Here is an 18,623-nt window from a genome sequence, read left to right on the forward strand (position 1 = left end):
GAGGGCAACAGGCCCTCTCCAGGCTAGGCCGGGGCCCGCGGCGCCGCACGGCGAGCCGCCGTGCGGCGCCCGTCGGCCCCTCAGGCACCGAAGACGCCGGTCAGATAGGCGGCGAGGTTCGCCGTTCCCGGAGGCCCGAGCCGCGCCCCGAGATAGCCGTCCGGCCGTACGAGAAAGGCGGTTGGCGCCGTCACGGCGTACTGCCGTGCGAACTCGCCCCGCGCGTCGCGGTACACGGCGAGCGGGTGAGGAAACGCCGGGAACGGCGCGGTCGCGCCCCCCGCCACGACGCGGTCCGCCGCGCCGCCGGCCGCGCCCGCCGCCCCGCCGGCCGCGCCCGCCGCGCCGTCCGACGGCAGGACGGCGCACGCCTCCACCGCGTCGCCCGCCAACTCCGCCGCGTGGGCCACGAGTTCGGCGAAGGCCCCGGCCTGCGCCGGGTCCGCGTAGAGCAGCAGCACATGGCCCCGGCCGCGCAGCACGTCGTACAGCCGCAGCGGGAAGGAGGTGAGCGGGTCGGTCAGGCCCGTGCAGTCCGGCGCCCGGTCGCCGGGCCGCGGCCCGGCGCCGTCACCGCCGCCGTCGTCGGTCACGATCGGGCTGCCGCGGTATCCGACGAGCAACTGCGCCTCACGCAGCATCAGCGTGGCCGGATCCTCCGGATCGGCCTGTACGCCTTCGGCCGCGTGGCGCACGGTGCGGCGGACGACCTCCTCGCCGACCGGCCGGCGCTCGACGTCGTAACTCGCGAGCAGCCGCGGGTCCGCCGCGCCCCGGACCGCGAGGGACAGCTTCCAGGCCAGGTTGTAGGCGTCCTGGACGCCGGTGTTCATGCCCTGCGCGCCGGTCGGCGGATGGATGTGCGCCGCGTCACCGGCGACGAACACCCGGCCGACGCCGTAGCGGTCGACCAACCGGTGGCTGATCCGGAACACGGAGGACCAGCGCAGCGCGGAGGCCGTCGCCGGCCGCGGGGCCAGCCGGTCCAGGACGGCCTGGATGTCCGCGAGGCCCGGGCCCCGGCCCTGCTCCAGGCCGTGCGCCACCGCCTCGGACCCGCCGCCCACGACACCCTCGGCACCTTCGGCGCCTTCGGCGCCGGTCCGCCTGGCCAGGGACAGTCCGGGCGGCACGTGCATGGACATCCGGTAACGGCCGCGGCCCGGCAGCGGGACGCACACCAGCGCGTCGTCGACGGCGCCGTCGGGCCCGTGGTGCATGGACCGGATGCCGTACTCCGGCGGCAGGTCCCAGTCCACCTCCACGTCGCCCAGCATGAACTCCTCCGGAAACGCCCCGCCTTCGAAGGAGAGCCCGAGCCCCTTGCGGACGGTGCTGTGCGCACCGTCGCAGCCCACCAGATAGCGGCAGCGGACCTCCTCCTCGGCGGCAGGCGGCCCGTCCGCGCCGGCGTGCCGCACGAGCCGCGCGGTCACGCCGTCCTCGTCCTGCGCGAAGCCGGCCAGCTCCGTGCCCCGTTCGACGTACGTGCCGAAGCGGCCGAGGAACTCCTCGAGGATCCGCTCCGTCTCGTACTGCGGCAGCGCCGCGAAGCGGTACGGCACCTCGTCCGGCAGCCGCAGTTCGAAGCGCAGCTGCTCGACGCCGTCCATGTACACGATCTGGCCGCGCAACGGCACGGCCGCCTCCAGCACCTCGCGGACGCAGCCCATCCGGTCCCAGATCTCCAGCGTGCGCGGCTGGATGCCGACGGCCTTGGCGTACGGCAGGCGCGCCGGCAGCCGCTCGACGATCCGCACCGCCGTGCCCTGCCGGCGCAGCTCCGCCGCGGCCGTGAGCCCCACCGGACCCGCGCCGACCACGAGGACGTCCACCGACGAGCCGGCGGGCCACGCGGAAGCGGGCCAAGAGGCAGCGGCCGGAGAGGACGCGGGCCGGGAGGACGCGGGATAAGAGGACGCGGGCGACGAGGATCCGCCGCGGGCCGTGTCGGTGTCGCTGCGCATCGTCGGCACCTTCCCTGGGAGGGCCCTTCTCCATCGTCGGCCACCCCGGCCGGCGCCGCACGCTCACTCCCGCGCGAGCACCTCGCGCAGTGCGGCGACGGCGTGGTCGCGGTGCTCGTCGAGCCAGTGCACCAGGGCCCGCTCGTCGCTCTCGAGCACGGCCGAGAGGACCGCCCGGTGTTCGTGGACCGCGCGGGCCCGGTGCGGCTCCTCGGTGTAGTACAACGAGCGGTACGCGTCGGTCGCGTCCCACAGGGTGGCGATCAGGCGCACCAGGCGCGGCATGCCCGAGGCCTCCACCAGCGTGAAGTGGAACCGCCGGTTGGCCTCCGCCATCGCCGTCACGTCACCCGTTCCGGCGGCCTCCTCCACCTCCCGCTGGATCGCCTCCAGCGAGGCGAACAGCCCGTCGGGGCCGCGCCGCAGGGCCGCCAGGACCGCCTCCGTCTCCAGGATCCGCCGGATCCGGTAGATCTCCTCCAGGTCGTCCAGGGACAACTCGGCGACGAAATACCCGCGGTGGACGTGGTGCACCACCAGGCCCTCGGCCTCCAGCGTCTTCAGGGCCTCGCGCAGCGGCACCCGGCTCACGTCGAGCCGCGCCGCCAGCGAGTCCTGCCGGATCGGGTCGCCCGGGCGCAGCTCGCCGCCGGTGATGGCGCGCCGCAGCTCCGCCAGGACGAACTGCTGGGCGGTCGGCGGCCGCCGTCTCTCCACGGCGCTGCTCATCGCTGTGCCCCTTCCCTCGACGTGCGTGGCGTTCATCTTCCTACGCGCCGCCGACAGGCGGCCGCGGCCCTGTGGACAACTCCAGCTCGGCCAGGACCTCGTCGGTGTGCTCGCCCAGCCGCGGCGGGGCGCAGCGGTAGGCGGCCGGGGTGGCGCCGAAGGAGACCGGGTGGGCGACCTGGCCCGGGCCCGCCGCCTCGGCCGGCACGCGCGGACCGAGCCCGAGCCGGTCGGCGAGCGCGAAGGCGCCCGCGAGGTCGTTGATGGGGCCGCAGGGCACTCCGGCCGCGGTCAGTTCCTCGAACCAGGCGTCGGCGGTGCGCGCGCCGAGCGGCCCGGTCAGCGCGGCGGCCAGCTCCTCGCGGTGCGCGACGCGGGCCGCATTGGTGGCGAACCTGGCGTCGTCGGCGAGTTGGGGGATCCCGAGCCGCGCGCACAGCGTGCGGAACTGGCGGTCGTTGCCCACGGCCAGGACCAGCGGGCGGTCGCTCGCCTCGAAGACCTCGTACGGCGTGATGCTGGGGTGCCGGTTGCCGAGCGCGCGGGGCACGACGCCGGCGGCGAGATGGGCCGCGGCCTGGTTGGTGAGGGCGGACAGGAGCGAGCCGAGCAGCGACACCTCGATCCGCTGGCCCTCGCCGGTCGCCTCGCGGTGGCGCAGCGCGGCGAGGACGCCCATGCCCGCGTGCAGGCCGGTGATCACGTCGACGAGGGCGACACCGGCCTTGGTGCCGGGTCCTTCCGGTTCGCCGGTGACGCTCATCAGTCCGCCCATGGCCTGGACGAGCAGGTCGTAGCCGGGCAGTGCGGCGCCCTCGGCCGAGCCGAAACCGGTGATCGAGCAGTAGACCAGGCCCGGGTTGGTGGCGCGGACCCGCTCGTAGCCGAGGCCGAGCTTGTCCATGGTGCCGGGGCGGAAGTTCTCGACGAGCACGTCGGCGCGGTCCACGAGCGCCCGGGCCGCCTCCAGGCCGGCCGGATCGGTCAGATCGAGCGCCACGGAGCGCTTGTTGCGGTTCACGCCCAGGTAGTAGGTGGCCTGGCCGTCGGCGAACGGCGGGCCCCACGCGCGGGTGTCGTCGCCCGAGCCGGGGCGCTCGATCTTGACGACCTCGGCGCCCAGGTCCGCGAGGAGCATCGTCATGTACGGGCCGGCGAGCACCCGCCCGAAGTCGGCGACGACGATCCCGGACAGGGGGCCGGCGGTGGCGGCCGCCTCCGGCTGCCGTGCGTGCATTTCCGCTCTCCCTCGTCGGTGATCGGATCCAAGCGGACCGTACGCAGTGGAGATCGGATATTCAATACTGGATCCAATATCCGATCCGGGGCTACGCTTCGGCTCGCCGAGTTGCCACAGTCGCCAGGAGGCCGTCCGTGAAGTCGTCGCCGCAGCCGTCGCGTTCACCGCAGTCCGCGCCCGTCCACCCGCTCGACCTGCTCGCGGTCGACGGCCTGCTCACCGACGAGGAGCGGGAGATCCGCCGCACCGTCCGGGACCTCGCCGACCGCGAGCTGCGCCCGCACGTCGGTGACTGGTTCGACAGCGGAACCGTCCCCGCCCGCGAACTCGCCCGCACCCTCGGCGGCTTGGGCGTCCTCGGCATGCACCTGGAGGGCTACGGCTGCGCGGGCACCAACTCCGTCGCGTACGGCCTGGCCTGCATGGAGCTGGAGGCCGTCGACTCCGGACTGCGCTCGCTCGTCTCCGTGCAGGGCTCGCTCGCCATGTACGCGATCTGGAAGTACGGCTCCGAGGAGCAGAAGCAGCGGTGGCTGCCGGGCATGGCGGCCGGCGAGTACATCGGCTGCTTCGGGCTCACCGAGCCGGACGCCGGCTCCGACCCGGGCGCCATGCGGACGAACGCCAAGCGCGACGGCTCGGACTGGGTGCTCGACGGCACCAAGATGTGGATCACCAACGGCTCCGTCGCCGATGTCGCCGTCGTCTGGGCGCGCACCGAGGACGGCGTCCGCGGCTTCGCCGTGCCGACCGACACGCCCGGCTTCAGCGCGCCCGAGATCAAGCGCAAGCTGTCCCTGCGCGCCAGCGTCACCAGCGAACTGGTCCTGGAGGACGTGCGCCTGCCCGCCGACGCGATGCTGCCCGAGGCCCGTGGCCTGTCCGGCCCGCTCGGCTGCCTCAACGAGGCCCGCTTCGGCATCGTCTTCGGCGCCCTCGGAGCCGCCCGCGACTGTCTGGAGACCGCGATCGCCTACGCCGCCGACCGCACGGTCTTCGCCCGGCCGCTCTCCTCCTACCAGCTCACCCAGCAGAAGCTGGCCGACATGTCGCTGGAGCTCGGCAAGGGCATGCTGCTCGCCCTCCACCTCGGCCGCCTCAAGGACGCCGGGGCGCTGACGCCCGAGCAGATCAGCGTCGGCAAGCTCAACAACGTCCGCGAGGCCATCGCCGTCGCCCGCGAGTGCCGCACGATCCTCGGCGCCAACGGCATCACCCTGGAGTACCCGGTGCTGCGGCACGCCAACAACCTGGAGTCGGTCCTCACCTACGAGGGCACCAGCGAGGTGCACTCCCTGGTCATCGGCAAGGCGCTCACCGGCGAGCAGGCCTTCCGCTGACCGCCGGCCGCGTCCGCCCTCCCGCGGCCCGCCGAGTGGAGACGGTCCGGGGGAGGGAGGACGCTGGAGGTGAGCGCGTCCGGGCGTCAGGGCGCATCGAACGGCGTGCCCGCCCGGCCGGGAGAGGTCGCACCATGCGCATGATGCTGCGAATCCAGATGGAAACCGCGGCTTCCAACGAAGCCATCGAGCAGGGCACCCTGCAGAAGACGATCCAGAGCACCCTGGACGAGCTGAACCCCGAGGCCGCCTACTTCACCGTCAGCGACGGCTGCCGGACGGCGTACGTGTTCTTCGACCTGGACGACGTGTCGCGGATGCCGAAGATCTCGGAACCCTTCTTCATGCAGCTCCACGCCAAGATCGACTACACGCCGGTGATGGACCGGGAGGACCTGCGCCAGGGCCTGGCCGCGCTCGGACGCTGACCCCCGCCGCCGGGACGCGGCCCAGTGTCGGGGCCGCCGGGACGGCGGGCGCTCAGCCCGTCGTCACCCGGTTCACGAACGCGTCCAGGTTGGCCGCCATCCGCTCGACCTGCTCCTCGACGGTCAGCGACTCCTCGTGACGCCGGCCGCGCAGCTTCGGCTGCCGCTTGCCCCGCACGTAGAGCGGGCAGGCGAGATCGGCGCAGATGTACGTGCCCACCGTGTTGCCCTCCCGGCCCCGGACACCGGCCAGCGGCGCGACGAGCAGGGTCACGCCGGAGGAGGCGTGCGAGGTCAGACAGATCTGGCACATGCTGGACTTCATCGCGCTGGTCCGGCCGACCGCGGGGACCCGCAGCGTGACGCCGACCGGGCCGTCGGGGCGCGGCACGACGAGATGGGCGCGCAGCGGCGCGCCCGGGTCGACCCAGCCGAGGAAGTCCAGGTCGTCCCACGGCAGCTCGGCGAAGTCGAGCGGGAGCTTCATGCGGGCCGCGTCGCCCTTCGTGCAGTTCACGAAGGAGGCGCGGATCTGTTTGTCGGTCAGTGGTTCCACTGTTCCGACCGTACACACGGCCGCGGCCCCGGGCATCCGATTATCGGGTGCGCCCATCCGGTACGCCCGCCCGGTGCGCCCCGCGCTCCCGGTGTCCGGGACCCCGCTGCGCCCGGTGTCCGGGACCCGGGGCGGCCGCTCAGGCCACCCAGTCCGGCAGGCCGGGGTCCGAGAGCCGGGCCGGAGCCCCGTCCAGGGCCGCCGCGAGCCGCTCGGCCGCCGGCTCGTACACCTCGCAGGGCAGCGCGTACGGGAGGCGCAGCCGGTGCTCGTGGGTGCCGGGGTCCACGCCGAACCGGGCGCCGCCCTCCACCCGCACGCCGTGCCGCAGGGCCCGCGCCGCGAGCTGGGAGGCGATCGGCCGCCCGAGGTCGATCCACAGGCACAGGCCGCCCGGCGGCAGCGTCCAGTGCCAGTCCGGCACGTGCCGGGCGAGCGCCGCCACCAGCGCCTCCCGGCGCCGCCGCAGCTCCGCCGCCCGGCCCGGCAGCAGCGGGTCGATCCGGTCCATCAGGGCCACCGCCACCAGCTGGTCCAGGACCGAGCCCGCGAGGTCGTGGGTGATCCGCACCCGCACCAGCTCCGTCACCACCCGCGCGGACGCCCGGACCCAGCCCACCCGCAGCCCGCCCCAGCAGCTCTTGCTCAGTGAGCCGACACTGATGATCTGCTCCCCGGCGCCGGGCCCCGCCGAGGCGGCGAACGGCCGCGGCGCGGGCACGTCCAGGGCGATGTCGGACAGGGTCTCGTCCACCACCAGCCAGGTCCCGGTGACCCGGGCGGCCCGTGCCACCTCCCGCCGCTGCTCGTCCGGCATCAGCCGCCCGGTCGGGTTGTGGAAGTCGGGAATGAGATAGGCGAGACGCGGTGCGGTCTGCCGCAGGGCCGCGTCGACGAGTCCGCTGTCCCAGCCGCTCTCGGTGACCGGCACCGGAGTGATGCGCAGCCGGTGGCCGCGCATCGCGTCCAGGGCGTTGGTGTACGACGGGTTCTCGGCGAGCACCCGGTCGCCGGGCGCGCCGAGCAGCGCGAGGCACAGCGTGAGCGCCTGCTGGGCGCCGGTGGTGACGAGGATCTGCTCGGGCCGGGTGGGCAGCCCGCGGGACGTGTAACGGCGGGCGAGGGCGGCGCGCAACTCGGGGAGCCCGTACGGGTGGTAGCCCTGGGCCGCCACGAAGCGCGGCAGCTCGGCGGCGGCCTCGGCCAGCGCCTGCGACACGACGTCGGCCGGGGCCTCGGGTGAGGCGAGGGCCAGGTCGATGACGGCCGCGCCGTCGCCGTGGATCGCGGCGGGCCCGATCGGCGACTGGCCCTCGGGCAGCGTCGTCCAGGTGCCCGCTCCCTGCCGGCTGTGCGCGTAGCCGCTCTCGCGCAGCAGGTCGTAGGCGGCGGTGACGGTCGTCCGGCTCACGCCGAGCGCCCCGGCCAGTTCGCGCTCGGCGGGCAGCCGCAGCCGCAGCGCGACCCGCCCGTCGAGCAGCGTCTCGCGCACCGCCCGGGCCAGCTCGCGATAGCCGAAACGGCCGTCGGCCGGCGGCGTGAGCAGCGCGGCGAGCTGCCGGCCGCTCAGCATCCGGTCCGACACGGCGACCACGGTGCGGACTCCTCGCGCCTCTGCCATGCCAATCACTCCCCATTGGCTGTGCTGTCAGGGCCAATCAGGCTACAGACTTCCCGTCAGTGGCCTTGCCCGGCCCGTGGAAAGGAGCGTGGAACATGTCCGGACAGCTGACCGATCGCGACGAAAGGATGTGGCAGCGGCGCACCGAGGAGCGGATGGCCGCACCCTGGGAACCGGCCCACCTGCTCCGGGCCCTGCGCGCGTGGCGGCGGCGCGCACCGCGCCGCGGAGCGGCGGCGTGAGCGGCGGGATCGTCGCCCGCGGTCACGGCCGTCACGGCCGTCACGGTCGGCTCGCCCGGCGGCACCGCCGGGCGGTGCCGAGCGCGGTCACGGCACAGGCGACGGGCCCCGTCCTCGCCGTGCCCGGCCCGGTGCCGCGCCCGGGCGAGGCCCGCGTCCCGCGGCGGCACGCCCGTACCGCCGTACCCCGGGCGGGAATCGGCGCCGGCCCGGCCGCTCAGATCAGCGGCTGACCGCCGGGCGCGCCCGGCGTCGCCACGGACGACGAGGCCGCCGGCCTGCCGGGGCTCCTGGCGGGACCGGCGCTCACGTACGAGGAGGCGGCCGACGCGCTCGACGACAGGTCCGACACCGGCTCCGACTCCGGACCGGAGGAGTCCTCCGACGGCGGGGAGGAGGACGCCGAGGTCGAGACCGAGGCGGAGGCCGAGGAGGACGAGGTCGACGGCGAGGAGCTCGACGTGGACGGCGAGGTGGGAGGAGAGGTGGACGGCGAGGTCGGAGGAGAGCTCGACGGGGACGTCGAGGGCGAGGCGGAGGGCGACGCCGAAGGAGAGGTCGTCGGCGGAGGCGGCGGCGGAGTCGTGGGCTTGTCGTGGTGATGGCCCTTGTCACCCGGCTTGCGGGCGATCCAGTCGCCGTGGTGGACGTCGTAGATCACGAACACGTTGATCACCGTCACGGACGGCTTGACGACCACGACGTTGCTCGTCCGGAAACCCGGCCACGGCGTGCCGACCTGCTTCGGCGCCTTCTGCGCGACCGGGGTTCCCAGCGGATTGCCGCAGGCGCACCGCACCCGCGGCACCCCGTGGTCGTCGACCAGCACCGCCGTGCCCGCCTGGAGCACCGACTGGAAGGCGAAGGGAGCGCCGTTGCGGAAGCCGTGGTTGGTCACCCGGGTGTCCACCCGCAGCTGAACGGAGGTCAGGGACCGCAGATAGCCCGGCACCTCGTTCGCCGTGATGCCGACGACCGACGCGAACGCCGCGTTCTTGACCGGCTCGTCGGCGAGGAAACGGATCTGCTGCTCGACGTCGCAGCTCGCGGTCCGCTGCGTGCCGCCGTACAGGCCGGGCGCCGAACCCGACACCGCACGGGTCGCGTTGGCGTCCGTGCCCGACTCGCTGGGCAGCGCCGGCGGAGAGGCGGTGGCGCCGTCCGTACGGGCGGTGGAGCGGGTGAAGGGATCGGGGCCGCTCGCGGAGGCGTTCTGCAGGAACACCTCGCCGCCTCCGGAGCCGGCCTGGTTCCCGCCGTTGCCGCCGTCCCGCGCGGTGAGGACCACGACAAGGGCGACGGCCGCCACCACGACGGCGGTCAGCGACGCCACCTTGGGTACGGAGCGCCACCACGGGCCGCCGCCCCGCCCGCCGTTCGCCCCGCCCCCGCCCGTACCGCCGCCGGCTCCACCTCCGCCCCCGCCGCCTCCACCTCCGCCCCCGCCTCCGCCGCCCGAGCCGCCGTACGGCGGGCCGGAGGGTGGAGGCGGCGCGGCATGGCCGGGGCGCGTGCCGGGGCCCGACAGCGGGCCCGAGGGCGGCCCGGTGGGCGGTACCGAAGGCCGGTCGGACGGCGGGTGGGAAGTCACGTTGTTTCCCTTTCTTCCGATCCGCGCCCATTGTGTGCGCCGATCCGCCACCGTCCGCAAGCGGACCGCAGCCACCGGTATTAGCGTGGGCAGCGTGAGCAGTCGGCTCCCCACGACACCCGGCCCGAACGCGCCCGGTGACGTCACCGGACATCTCGTCCGCGGTCTCGCGGCGGCCTTCGCCGCCGTCGTCGCGGGCTACGTCGCCATGGGCGTGACCGCCGGTCTCGGCCTGTGGGCCGCGGGCGCGGCCGACCTGCCGGGCGGCGCAGGCGCGTTCACCGCCGTCCTCGCCGCGGTCGTCGTCATGGCCTCAGGCGGCCAGGTCGGGCTCTCCGGCGAGGCCGGAGACCTCGCCGGCACCCAGGGCGAACTGACCGCCATGCCGCTCACCGTCACCCTGGTGGGCGCACTCGTCACCGGAACCCTCTTCCTGCGCCCGCTGCGCCACCACGCCGTCGCCCGCGTCCGCGACCTCCTCGCCCTCGCGGTGCCCACCGTCGTGCTCTGGCTGGCCGCGCTCGCCGGGCTCTGCGCCCTCGCCCGCCACGACTTCCCCATCCGTCTCGCCGGGGACACCGAGGACACCGGCGACACCGACCTGGGCGACCTCTTCAAGGGCCTCCTGGACGCCGTCAACCCGAGCGTCGGCTTCCGCACCGACCTCGGCCCGACCCTCTTCTACGGGCTGCTGTGGATCCTCGGCGTCCTCGTCGTCGCCCTGCTCGTCTCCCGGCGCGCCCCGCTGCCGCCCCGCCTCGTCCGCCACCACCAGGCCGTACGCCCCGCCGCCTCGGCGATGCTGCTGCTCCTCCTCGCGTACGTGGCCGTCGGCCTCGTCATCGGCCTGGTCGTCGCCGCCTCCAAGGGACACGCCGCCGAGACCTTCGCGGTGCTGCTGCTCGGCCTGCCCAACGTCTCCTGGCTCGCCCTCGGCGTCGGCATCGGCGGCTCCTGGGAAGGCCGCGTCGACGGACCCTTCGGACTGCCCATGCCGCAGATCCTCGACTCGGTGCTGCGCGGCAACAACGGCGGCAAGGACCTCTCGACCGTCGACCTGTCCAGCCTCGCCTCCTACGACGGGCGCGCCTGGTGGCTGCTCCCGATCGCCGCGGTGCTGGTGCTCGCCGCCGCGCTCGTCACGGCCGTACGCTCGCCGGCCGGCGTCCCGGCCTGGCGGCACGCCCTGCACCTCGGCATCGCCTTCGCCGTCACCATGCTCGTCGTCACCCCGCTCACCCTCGTCGAGGCCCGCTTCGGTCTGTCGATCCTCGGCATCGGCGACCTGGAGGCCCTGGGCGCCGAGGTGATCCTGCGGCCGCACATCTGGCGCACCGTCGGCCTCGCCCTGCTGTGGGGCCTCGTCGCCGGCTTCCTCGGCGCCCTCCTCGCCGCCCCGGTGCACCGCCGCGGCGAGGTCCCGGTCCCGCCGGAAGGCCCGACGGACGGCGGGCGCTGAGACGGTGTCCGGTCCGGCGGCTCCGGCCGGTCCCCGACGACGGAACGGGGCAGGGAAGGACGTCCCTCCCTGCCCCGCCGTGCCGTCGGTGACGGTCAGCCCTGCGGAACGGCGTCCAGGACGCGCCGGGGCACGACCCAGACGGTTCCGGCCGGATCGCTGATCTCGGCCCGCTTGCCGTCGAGGATCCGCCACACCGTCGGCGCGTCGGGCGACTTCAGCAGCGTGCCGTCCTCGAAGCGGTCCGGGAGCGCGTCCCAGACCCGGTCGGGGACGGTCCACATGGGCTTGTCGCCGAAGCCGGAGGCGATCAGTTCGTCCATCGAGGCGAAGGGCACCTTCGCTCCGCCGATGATCCCGGCCTGCGAGGTCGTACTGGCCTTCTTCACCCGGGTGCCGTCCGCGATCCGGTTCGGGAGCGCGTCCCAGACCCGGTCGGGGACGGTCCACATGGGCTTGTCGCCGAAGCCGGAGGCGATCAGTTCGTCCATCGAGGCGAAGGGCACATTCGCCCCGCCGATGATCCCGGCCTGGGACGTCGTGCTCGACTTCTTCACCCGGGTGCCGTCCGCGATCCGACCCGGGAGCCCGTCCCAGACCCGGACCGGGACGACCTGGCGGGGCCTGGTGCCGTAACCGGCGTCGTTGCGTTCGGCCTCCGTCCAGAAGTCGACCCGCGCGCCGCCGACGATCGCGGCCTCCGACGACCACCCGCTCTTCGCGATGCGCGTGCCGTCCGCGATCCTGGTCGTCATCGCGTCCCACACCCGGGGCGGTACGGCCTGGAGCATGACGCCGCCGTAACCGGCGTCGTTGCGTTCGGCCTCGGTCCAGAAGTCGACCCGCGCGCCGCCGACGACGGCGGCCTCCGACGACCATCCGGCCTTCTTCAGCCGGGTGCCGTCCGCGATCCTCGTCGTGAGCGCGTCCCACACGCGGTCCGGGACGGTCCACATCCGCTTGTCCCCGAATCCGCAGGCGAGCAGTTCGTCCATCGACACGAACGGCACCTTCGCACCGCCGACGATGCCGGCCTGCGAGGTGGAACCGGCCTGCTTGATCCGCGTGCCGTCGCCGATCCGGTCCGGGATCAGGCTGAACGCCCGGGCCGGCAGCGCACGGACCTTCGACGCCCAGTCCGTCCCGAAGCCGGAGTCGACGACCTCCTGCGGCGAGGCGAAGTTGACCCGCGCGCCGCCGATGATCGCCGCGACCGGCGAGGCCCCGCCCGTCCCCTGGACCAGCGTGCCGTCGTCGGGCACGTCGGCACGGATCATGTGGAAGGCGCGCGACGGCACCGTCCGGACCTTCGACGCCCAGTCGGTTCCGAAGCCGGAGTCGACGACCTCCTGCGGCGAGGCGAAATTGATCCGCGCGCCGCCGAGCATCATCGCCACCGGCGTCGGCACGCCGTTCGCGACGCCCTGGATGAGCGAGCCGTCCGGCGGGATGTCGGCGTGGAACTCGTTGAAGACCCGGCTCGGGATCGCGCGCACCTTCTCGCGCCAGTTCGTCCCGTACCCCGTCTCGACCACTTCCTCGGGCGTGGCGAAGTTGATCCGCGACCCGGCCACGAACATGGCCACCGGTGTCGAGGCGCCGCCGCCCGTGCCCTGGACGAGCGTGCCGTCCGCCGGGATCGTGCCGAGGTTGTTGAACGAGTAGTCCGACACGATGACGACCTTGGACGGCCAGTCCGCGCCGAAGCCCGTGTCGACGACCTCCTGCGGGCTGGCGAAGTTGAGCCGCGCGCCGCCGACGGTCTGCGCGACGGGAGTCGCGTTGCCGGCGTTCCAGCCCTGGACCAGGTTGCCGTCGGCCGGGACCTGGTTCATGTGGTCACGCGCGTCGATCGACCAGTCCGAGATCTTCGGCGGCCGGCCGCAGTTGACCGGGGAGTTGCAGTGCGACTGGTGCAGCGGCGCACCGCCGACGTAGAGGTAGATCCGGCCGCGCTGGTCGATGGCCGACGAGCCGTTGCGCGGGGTCTTCGGACCGGCGTCGATGACCGACTGCGTCGTCGGCCGCGGCGAGGAGTCGCAGATGCCGCTGTCGCACGTGGCCTGCCAGACCGGTGCGCCACCGACCATCTTGTAGATGCGCCGGGTGTCCGTGGTCTGCAGGAGCGTGCCGTCCGCCAGGCCGTGGACCGACGTCACCGGCTGCGGCTGCGGCGGAGCAGGCGGGTTGGTCGTGCCGGGCGTGCCCATGCCGCCTCGGCCGAGCGGCATCGAGACCTTCTTGAACCCCTCGCTCTTCGGGAGCTGCACCCACATCGCGCTCTGGAAGCTCGACAGGTTGTACGGCCACCCCTTGTTGCACCCGGCGGGGTACCAGTTGCGCTCCATGAGGACGCGTTCGGTGAACACGCCGTAGTAGACGTGGGTCACCTCGTGGGCCGGGGAGTTGGTGTTGGTCTTCAGACCGACCGAACTCGTCCACGAGGCCTTGGTGCTGATGCCGAGTTCGGCGTTGACCTTGGCCACCGCCCACTCGGCCGACACGCCCACGGTGAGCTGGGCGCCGACCTCGATGGTGCGGGACTTGGTGACGGTCACCTCGAGGTTGTCTCCCGGCGCCACCCGCCAGGGCCCGTCGGCCGGTGCGAACTCCTCGTAGTGCTGGGTCAGATACCACGGGCCCGGATCACAGGAGTTGGGAGAGGGAAGGGGCAGGGGCGGGGGGTCGGCGTGGGCGACCAGGGGCGTCATGGCGACGAGCGCGCCCGCCATCAGGGTGCCGGTCAGCGCGGAGAGCGCCGACCGCAGCCGCTGTCTGAGCATCGTGTCTTCTTTCTCAAGCGACGTCTGTGACGTGAGTGACGCGATTCAGGCCGGCTTGGCTCCCGCTGACACAGATGAAGAGGCCCGGCGGTCACCGACGACCCGTCAGGCCGCCGTGCCCGCGGACCCGGATTTCCGTCGCCCCCCGCCGCCCCGGCCCGCTCAGCGTGCCTTGAACACCGGCCGCGCCCACTCCGGCGGTTCCGGCGGCGCCCCCTGCGGCCAGCGGGTGCTGCCGCTCGGCGGCCGCCTGGCGGCGACGCCCTGCTCCAGCGCCGTGCGCAGCTCCGCGACGAAGTCCAGGCACGTCCCGTACCGCTCCTCCGGCACCTTCGCCAGCGCCCTCGCGAACACCTCGTCCGCCGCGGCCGGCAGGCCCGGACGCTCCTCCGAGAGCGGAGGCGGCGGATCGTACTGGTGGGCCCACAGCAGCGCCATGTCGTCGTCCCGGCGGAACGGCGGCCGGCCCGTCAGCGTCTCGAAGACCACGCACCCGAGGCTGTACACGTCGCAGCGCCCGTCCACCGGCTTGCCCGAGATCTGCTCGGGCGCCACGTAGTCGAGGGTCCCGACGAACTGCCCGACCGACGTGAACCCGGTCAGCGACAGCGACTTCTTCGTCAGGCCGAAGTCGGTGAGATAGACGTGCTCGGGATGGTCCCGGTCGGTGCCCTCGGCGACCAGGATGTTGCCCGGCTTCACGTCCCGGTGCACCAGGTCGTGCGCGTGCGCCGCGTCGAGGGCGGAGGCCACCTGCACCGCGATCCGCGCGGCCGTCACGGGCTCCAGCGGGCCCTCCCGGTCCAGCAGCGCCCGCAGGTCCTGCCCGGGCACGTAACGCATCGCGATGTAGAGCACGCCCTCCGTCTCACCCGCCTCGAACACCGGCACGATGTGCGGGTGGTCGATCGCCGCCGCCACCCGTGACTCGTGCGCGAAGCGCTTGCGGAAGGTGTCGTTGCGGGCCAGCTCGGGGGCGAGCAGCTTCAGCGCCACGACGCGGCCGAGGTTCAGGTCGAGCGCCCGGTAGACCACGGCCATGCCGCCGCGCCCGATCTCCGCCTCGACGCGGTAGCCGGCGACGCGCTTCCCGACGAGACCCGAGTCGCGCCCGGCCGGGAGTTCGGAGTCGGGCCGCTCCATCAGTCCTCACCCGGCCCGTCCGGGGGCAGGCCCTGGACCACCTGGGTGGCGCCCGGTCCGTCCTCGGGCGGCCGGGACAGCTCCGGCACGACCTGGGTGGCGCCCGGTCCGTCGTCGGGCGGGCGGGACAGCTCCGGCACGACCTGGGTGGCGGCGGGCCCGTCGTCGGGCGGGCGGGACAGCTCCGGCACGACCTGGGTCGGCGCGTGCGCGGCCTCGCCGGGGAAGGCGCCGGAGCGCTCGGCGCCCTCGGACCGGGGAGAGACAGCTGGGCCGGGCGAGCCGGAGGAGCCGGACGAGCCGGCGGGGAGGGGAGAGGCCGGCGAGGCCGGGGAGCCGGTGACGCCGGAGGGTGTCCGGGCCGCCACCGACGGGCCCGAAGCGGCCGCGTACGTGCTCAGGCCGGCCCCGTCGCAAAACACCCACCGCTCGTGCTCCGCGTCGTACAGCCACACCGCCTCGCCGTCGACGACCATCCCGACCCGCAGCCCGCGGGTGCGCTGCCGGAACGTCTCGCCGTCCGCCCGTCCCGCCGCCAGCTCCTCCACGGCCCGCCGGAAGCGGCCGAGCGCGTCCTCGGCCCGGGCGATCAGCGGGCGCGGGTCCGCGGTCCGGGTGAGCGGGCTGCCGGCGGCCGGCGGATCGGCCGGAACGGACACCAGGAGCCGCGCGTCGACCCACGCCGACCAGCCGTTCGAGCACAGCACCTGTCCCCAGTCGCCGACCCGGTCGAGCAGCTGCACGGGCAGGAAGGCGTCCAGCGGCGCGGTCGGCAGCGCCGGATCGGGCGCCTCCCAGGCGGGCAGCCCGTCACGCGGCACGACATGCGTGGGCCGGAAGTCCGGCACGTACGAGTAGTCCGGCACGACCGCGTTCACGGCACCCAGCACCTCACTTCCGCTGCTACTTCCGCATCACGACCGGCTCGTGCCGGCGCAGCAGCCGGGCCACGACGAGGCCGAGGACCACGCACAGCACCACCAGCATCCCCATGTCGAACAGCCACGCGCCCACCGTGTGGTCCATCAGGGGATCGGCGGTCTTCTCGCCCGGCACCTTCGCGCCGATGTCCACGGTCGCGCCCATCGCCGCGAACGCCCACCGCGACGGCACCAGCCAGGCCAGCTGCTCCAGGACCGGCGTCCCGCGTACGTTCAGGAGCGCGCCGCAGAAGACCACCTGGACGATCGCGAGTAGGACGAGCAGCGGCATCGTCACCTCCTCCTTGCGCACCAGGGCGGAGACGAACAGTCCGAGCATCATCGCGGTGAAGGCGAGCAGCGCCACGGCGAGGGTCAGCTCCACCAGCGGCGGCATCAGCACGCCCTTGCCACCGGGCGCGCCGAGCGGGACACCGATCAGCGCCACCAGGGTGAGCACCACCGCCTGCACGACCGTGATCAGGCCGAGCACGACCACCTTGGACATCAGATACGCGGAACGGGACAGGCCGACGGCTCTCTCACGGCGGTAGATGGTCCGCTCCTTGACCAGCTCGCGGACCGCGTTCGCCGCGCCCGTCAGCACGCCGCCGACGCACAGGATGAGCAGCACGTTCAGCGTCGACTCGGCGCCCAGACTGCCCTCGGACAGAGCCCGGGCCATCGCGCCCATGATGAACGGCAGCGCCACCATGATGGCCAGGAACGTACGGTCGGCGGAGAGGGCCGCCGCGTAACGCCGTACGAGCGTACGCAGCTGGGCCCACCAGCTCTGCGCCTTCGGCGGCGGCGCCGGCTCCGGCGGTGCCCCGGCGAGGGGCAGGTCGGGACGGACGCCGGCCTCCTCGATGTACTGGCGGTGGAAGCGGGAGGCGCGGTACTGGGCCGCCCAGTCGCGGCCGCGGTCGTTCTCGAAGGCCTCGAACGCCTCCGGCCACTGCGCGAAGCCGAAGAAGTCCAGCGTGTCGTCGGGCGGCCCGTAGTAGGCGACCCGGCCGCCCGGCGCCAGCACGAGCAGCCGGTCGCACACGTCCAGGCTCAGCACGCTGTGCGTGACGACGACGACCGTGCGCCCGTCGTCGGCGAGCCCGCGCAGCATGTGCATCACCGAGCGGTCCATGCCCGGGTCGAGCCCGGAGGTCGGCTCGTCGAGGAAGAGCAGCGAGGGCTTGGTGAGGAGTTCCAGGGCCACGCTCACCCGCTTGCGCTGGCCGCCGGAAAGGCTGTGGATCGGCTGTCCGGCCCGCTCGCCGAGGCCGAGTTCCGCGATCACCTCGTCGACCCGGGCGCGCCGCTCGGCGGGCGCGGTGTCCTCCGGGAAGCGCAGCTCGGCGGCGTACCCGAGGGCCCGGCGCACGGTGAGCTGGAGGTGCAGGATGTCGTCCTGCGGGACGAGTCCGATGCGCTGGCGCAGTTCCGCGTAGTCCCGGTAGAGGTCGCGGCCGTCGTAGAGGACGGTGCCGCGGTCGGCGGGCCGCTGGCCGGTGAGCGCGCCGAGCAGCGTCGACTTGCCGGCGCCGGAGGGGCCGACGACGGCGAGCAGGCACTTCTGGCCGACGGGGAAGGACACGCCGTCGAGGAGCGTCTTGCGGCCGTGGTCGACGGTGACGGCGAGCTCCTGCACGTCGAGCGAGACCTCGCCGGTGTCGGTGAACTCGACCAGGTGGCCGCCGATCAGGCAGAACGCGCTGTGGCCGATGCCGACGATGTCCTCGGCGGTCACCCGGGCGTCGCGGACGGGACGGCCGTTGAGGAAGGTGCCGTTGTGGCTGCCGAGGTCGTGGATCCAGTACGTGCCGTCGGAAGCCGCGCTCAGTTCGGCGTGGCGGCGCGAGACGGTGAGGTCGTCCACGACGAGGTCGTTGTCGGCGGCGCGGCCGATCCGGAGGGTGCGGGTGGGCAGCGGACGTACGGCCGTCGGCTGCCGGAAGGTGCCGGTGCGGGCGGGATACGAGACGGAGGACGGCCGCGGCGGCGTGACCGGCCCGGCGGGTACGGCGGGTCCGGCGGGCGGCGGAGGCTCGGGCGGGGGAGCGGGCCGGGGCTCGGGCTCGCGTACGGGCTCGGGCTTGCGTATGGGCGCGGGCGTCGGCGGCTGCGGCTCGGGCTTGCGTACGGGCTCAGGGCCGCGTACGGGCTCGGGGCCGCGTACGGGCTCGGGGCGCGGCCGCTCGCGTGGCGGGGCCTGGCTCGGGCTCCCGCGGGGCGGGGCCTGCTCCGGGCTCCCGCGGGGCGGGGTCTCGGGCGGGGGGCCCGGCAGCAGCACGGCCATCGGGCCGTCCGCGGGATGCCCGAAGCGGAGGATCGTGCCCGGGCCGACCACGCTGAGGTCCACCCGGTGGCCGTCCGCGAAGGTGCCGTTGGTGCTGCCCTCGTCCGCGAGCGTCCAGTGGTCGCCCACCGCCCGCAGGACCGCGTGATGCCAGGACGCCCGGGCGTCGGCCAGGACGAAATCGCTCGTAGGGTCGCGCCCGATCCGATAGACGCGGCCCGGGTTCATCACGGTCGCGTCCCCGTCGATCTCGAGGACCAGCTCGGGGGCGGCGGGCGCGACGGACCGCTGTCCCATGCGTGAATCTTAAC

At 74.2% G+C, this 18,623-nt stretch carries 15 protein-coding genes; 5 read left to right on the forward strand and 10 right to left on the reverse strand.

The window, feature by feature from the left end:
• Positions 1-80: 80 nt before the first annotated feature.
• The 3 genes from ACIGO8_RS12070 to ACIGO8_RS12080 all read right to left on the reverse strand — a co-directional run bounded on the left by ACIGO8_RS12070 (position 81) and on the right by ACIGO8_RS12080 (position 3,933).
• Entirely contained in the window at positions 81-1,967 is a 1,887-nt protein-coding gene (locus ACIGO8_RS12070; protein ID WP_399727847.1) for an FAD-dependent monooxygenase, read from the reverse strand.
• Between the two features lie 63 nt (positions 1,968-2,030).
• Positions 2,031-2,696, reverse strand: coding sequence for a GntR family transcriptional regulator (locus ACIGO8_RS12075; RefSeq protein WP_399727849.1), 666 nt, complete (start codon positions 2,694-2,696; stop codon positions 2,031-2,033).
• A 40-nt stretch (positions 2,697-2,736) separates the two neighbouring features.
• Positions 2,737-3,933, reverse strand: a complete 1,197-nt coding sequence (locus ACIGO8_RS12080; RefSeq protein WP_399727852.1) for a CaiB/BaiF CoA transferase family protein — start codon at positions 3,931-3,933, stop codon at positions 2,737-2,739.
• Positions 3,934-4,070: 137 nt separating this feature from the next.
• On the opposite strand from ACIGO8_RS12080, the gene ACIGO8_RS12085 reads away from it, so the two are divergent.
• Positions 4,071-5,276, forward strand: coding sequence for an acyl-CoA dehydrogenase family protein (locus ACIGO8_RS12085; RefSeq protein ID WP_399727855.1), 1,206 nt, complete (start codon positions 4,071-4,073; stop codon positions 5,274-5,276).
• A gap of 158 nt (positions 5,277-5,434) precedes the next feature.
• Positions 5,435-5,704, forward strand: a complete 270-nt coding sequence (locus ACIGO8_RS12090) for a hypothetical protein (RefSeq protein ID WP_399727859.1) — start codon at positions 5,435-5,437, stop codon at positions 5,702-5,704.
• A gap of 52 nt (positions 5,705-5,756) precedes the next feature.
• Here the strand turns inward: ACIGO8_RS12090 and ACIGO8_RS12095 are convergent, their stop codons facing one another.
• Positions 5,757-6,260, reverse strand: a complete 504-nt coding sequence (locus ACIGO8_RS12095; protein ID WP_399727861.1) for an FBP domain-containing protein — start codon at positions 6,258-6,260, stop codon at positions 5,757-5,759.
• Between the two features lie 139 nt (positions 6,261-6,399).
• Positions 6,400-7,881 (reverse strand): PLP-dependent aminotransferase family protein, encoded by a 1,482-nt coding sequence (locus tag ACIGO8_RS12100; protein ID WP_399727864.1) that lies wholly within the window; start codon positions 7,879-7,881, stop codon positions 6,400-6,402.
• 95 nt (positions 7,882-7,976) lie between these two features.
• Between ACIGO8_RS12100 and ACIGO8_RS12105 the strand changes: the two genes are divergently transcribed.
• Together ACIGO8_RS12105 and ACIGO8_RS12110 are read left to right on the forward strand one after the other, a co-directional pair.
• Positions 7,977-8,123 (forward strand): hypothetical protein, encoded by a 147-nt coding sequence (locus ACIGO8_RS12105; RefSeq protein ID WP_399727867.1) that lies wholly within the window; start codon positions 7,977-7,979, stop codon positions 8,121-8,123.
• Positions 8,120-8,356, forward strand: a complete 237-nt coding sequence (locus tag ACIGO8_RS12110) for a hypothetical protein (protein WP_399727870.1) — start codon at positions 8,120-8,122, stop codon at positions 8,354-8,356. Before ACIGO8_RS12105 ends, ACIGO8_RS12110 begins: the two co-directional genes overlap by 4 nt.
• On the opposite strand, the gene ACIGO8_RS12115 is transcribed toward ACIGO8_RS12110, so the two are convergent.
• On the reverse strand, positions 8,341-9,714 hold the full coding sequence (locus ACIGO8_RS12115) for a DUF6777 domain-containing protein (RefSeq protein ID WP_399727873.1): 1,374 nt from the start codon (positions 9,712-9,714) through the stop codon (positions 8,341-8,343). The two genes, ACIGO8_RS12110 and ACIGO8_RS12115, sit on opposite strands and share 16 nt — an antisense overlap.
• A gap of 85 nt (positions 9,715-9,799) precedes the next feature.
• On the opposite strand from ACIGO8_RS12115, the gene ACIGO8_RS12120 reads away from it, so the two are divergent.
• Positions 9,800-11,173, forward strand: a complete 1,374-nt coding sequence (locus tag ACIGO8_RS12120) for a streptophobe family protein (protein WP_399727874.1) — start codon at positions 9,800-9,802, stop codon at positions 11,171-11,173.
• A gap of 95 nt (positions 11,174-11,268) precedes the next feature.
• Here ACIGO8_RS12120 and ACIGO8_RS12125 read toward each other — a convergent pair whose 3' ends face one another.
• The 4 genes from ACIGO8_RS12125 to ACIGO8_RS12140 all read right to left on the reverse strand — a co-directional run bounded on the left by ACIGO8_RS12125 (position 11,269) and on the right by ACIGO8_RS12140 (position 18,609).
• Positions 11,269-13,956 carry a hypothetical protein gene (locus ACIGO8_RS12125; protein ID WP_399727877.1) on the reverse strand — a complete coding sequence of 896 codons (2,688 nt, stop codon included), beginning with the start codon at positions 13,954-13,956 and terminating at the stop codon, positions 11,269-11,271.
• A gap of 162 nt (positions 13,957-14,118) precedes the next feature.
• Positions 14,119-15,099, reverse strand: coding sequence for a serine/threonine-protein kinase (locus ACIGO8_RS12130; RefSeq protein WP_399727881.1), 981 nt, complete (start codon positions 15,097-15,099; stop codon positions 14,119-14,121).
• Positions 15,099-15,977, reverse strand: a complete 879-nt coding sequence (locus ACIGO8_RS12135; RefSeq protein ID WP_399727883.1) for a hypothetical protein — start codon at positions 15,975-15,977, stop codon at positions 15,099-15,101. Before ACIGO8_RS12135 ends, ACIGO8_RS12130 begins: the two co-directional genes overlap by 1 nt.
• 25 nt (positions 15,978-16,002) lie before the next feature.
• Positions 16,003-18,609 (reverse strand): FHA domain-containing protein, encoded by a 2,607-nt coding sequence (locus tag ACIGO8_RS12140; protein ID WP_399727886.1) that lies wholly within the window; start codon positions 18,607-18,609, stop codon positions 16,003-16,005.
• Positions 18,610-18,623: the final 14 nt, after the last annotated feature.

This window comes from Streptomyces sp. NPDC053493 (genome assembly GCF_044544825.1).
In the GTDB taxonomy this organism is placed as follows: Bacteria; Actinomycetota; Actinomycetes; order Streptomycetales; family Streptomycetaceae; genus Streptomyces.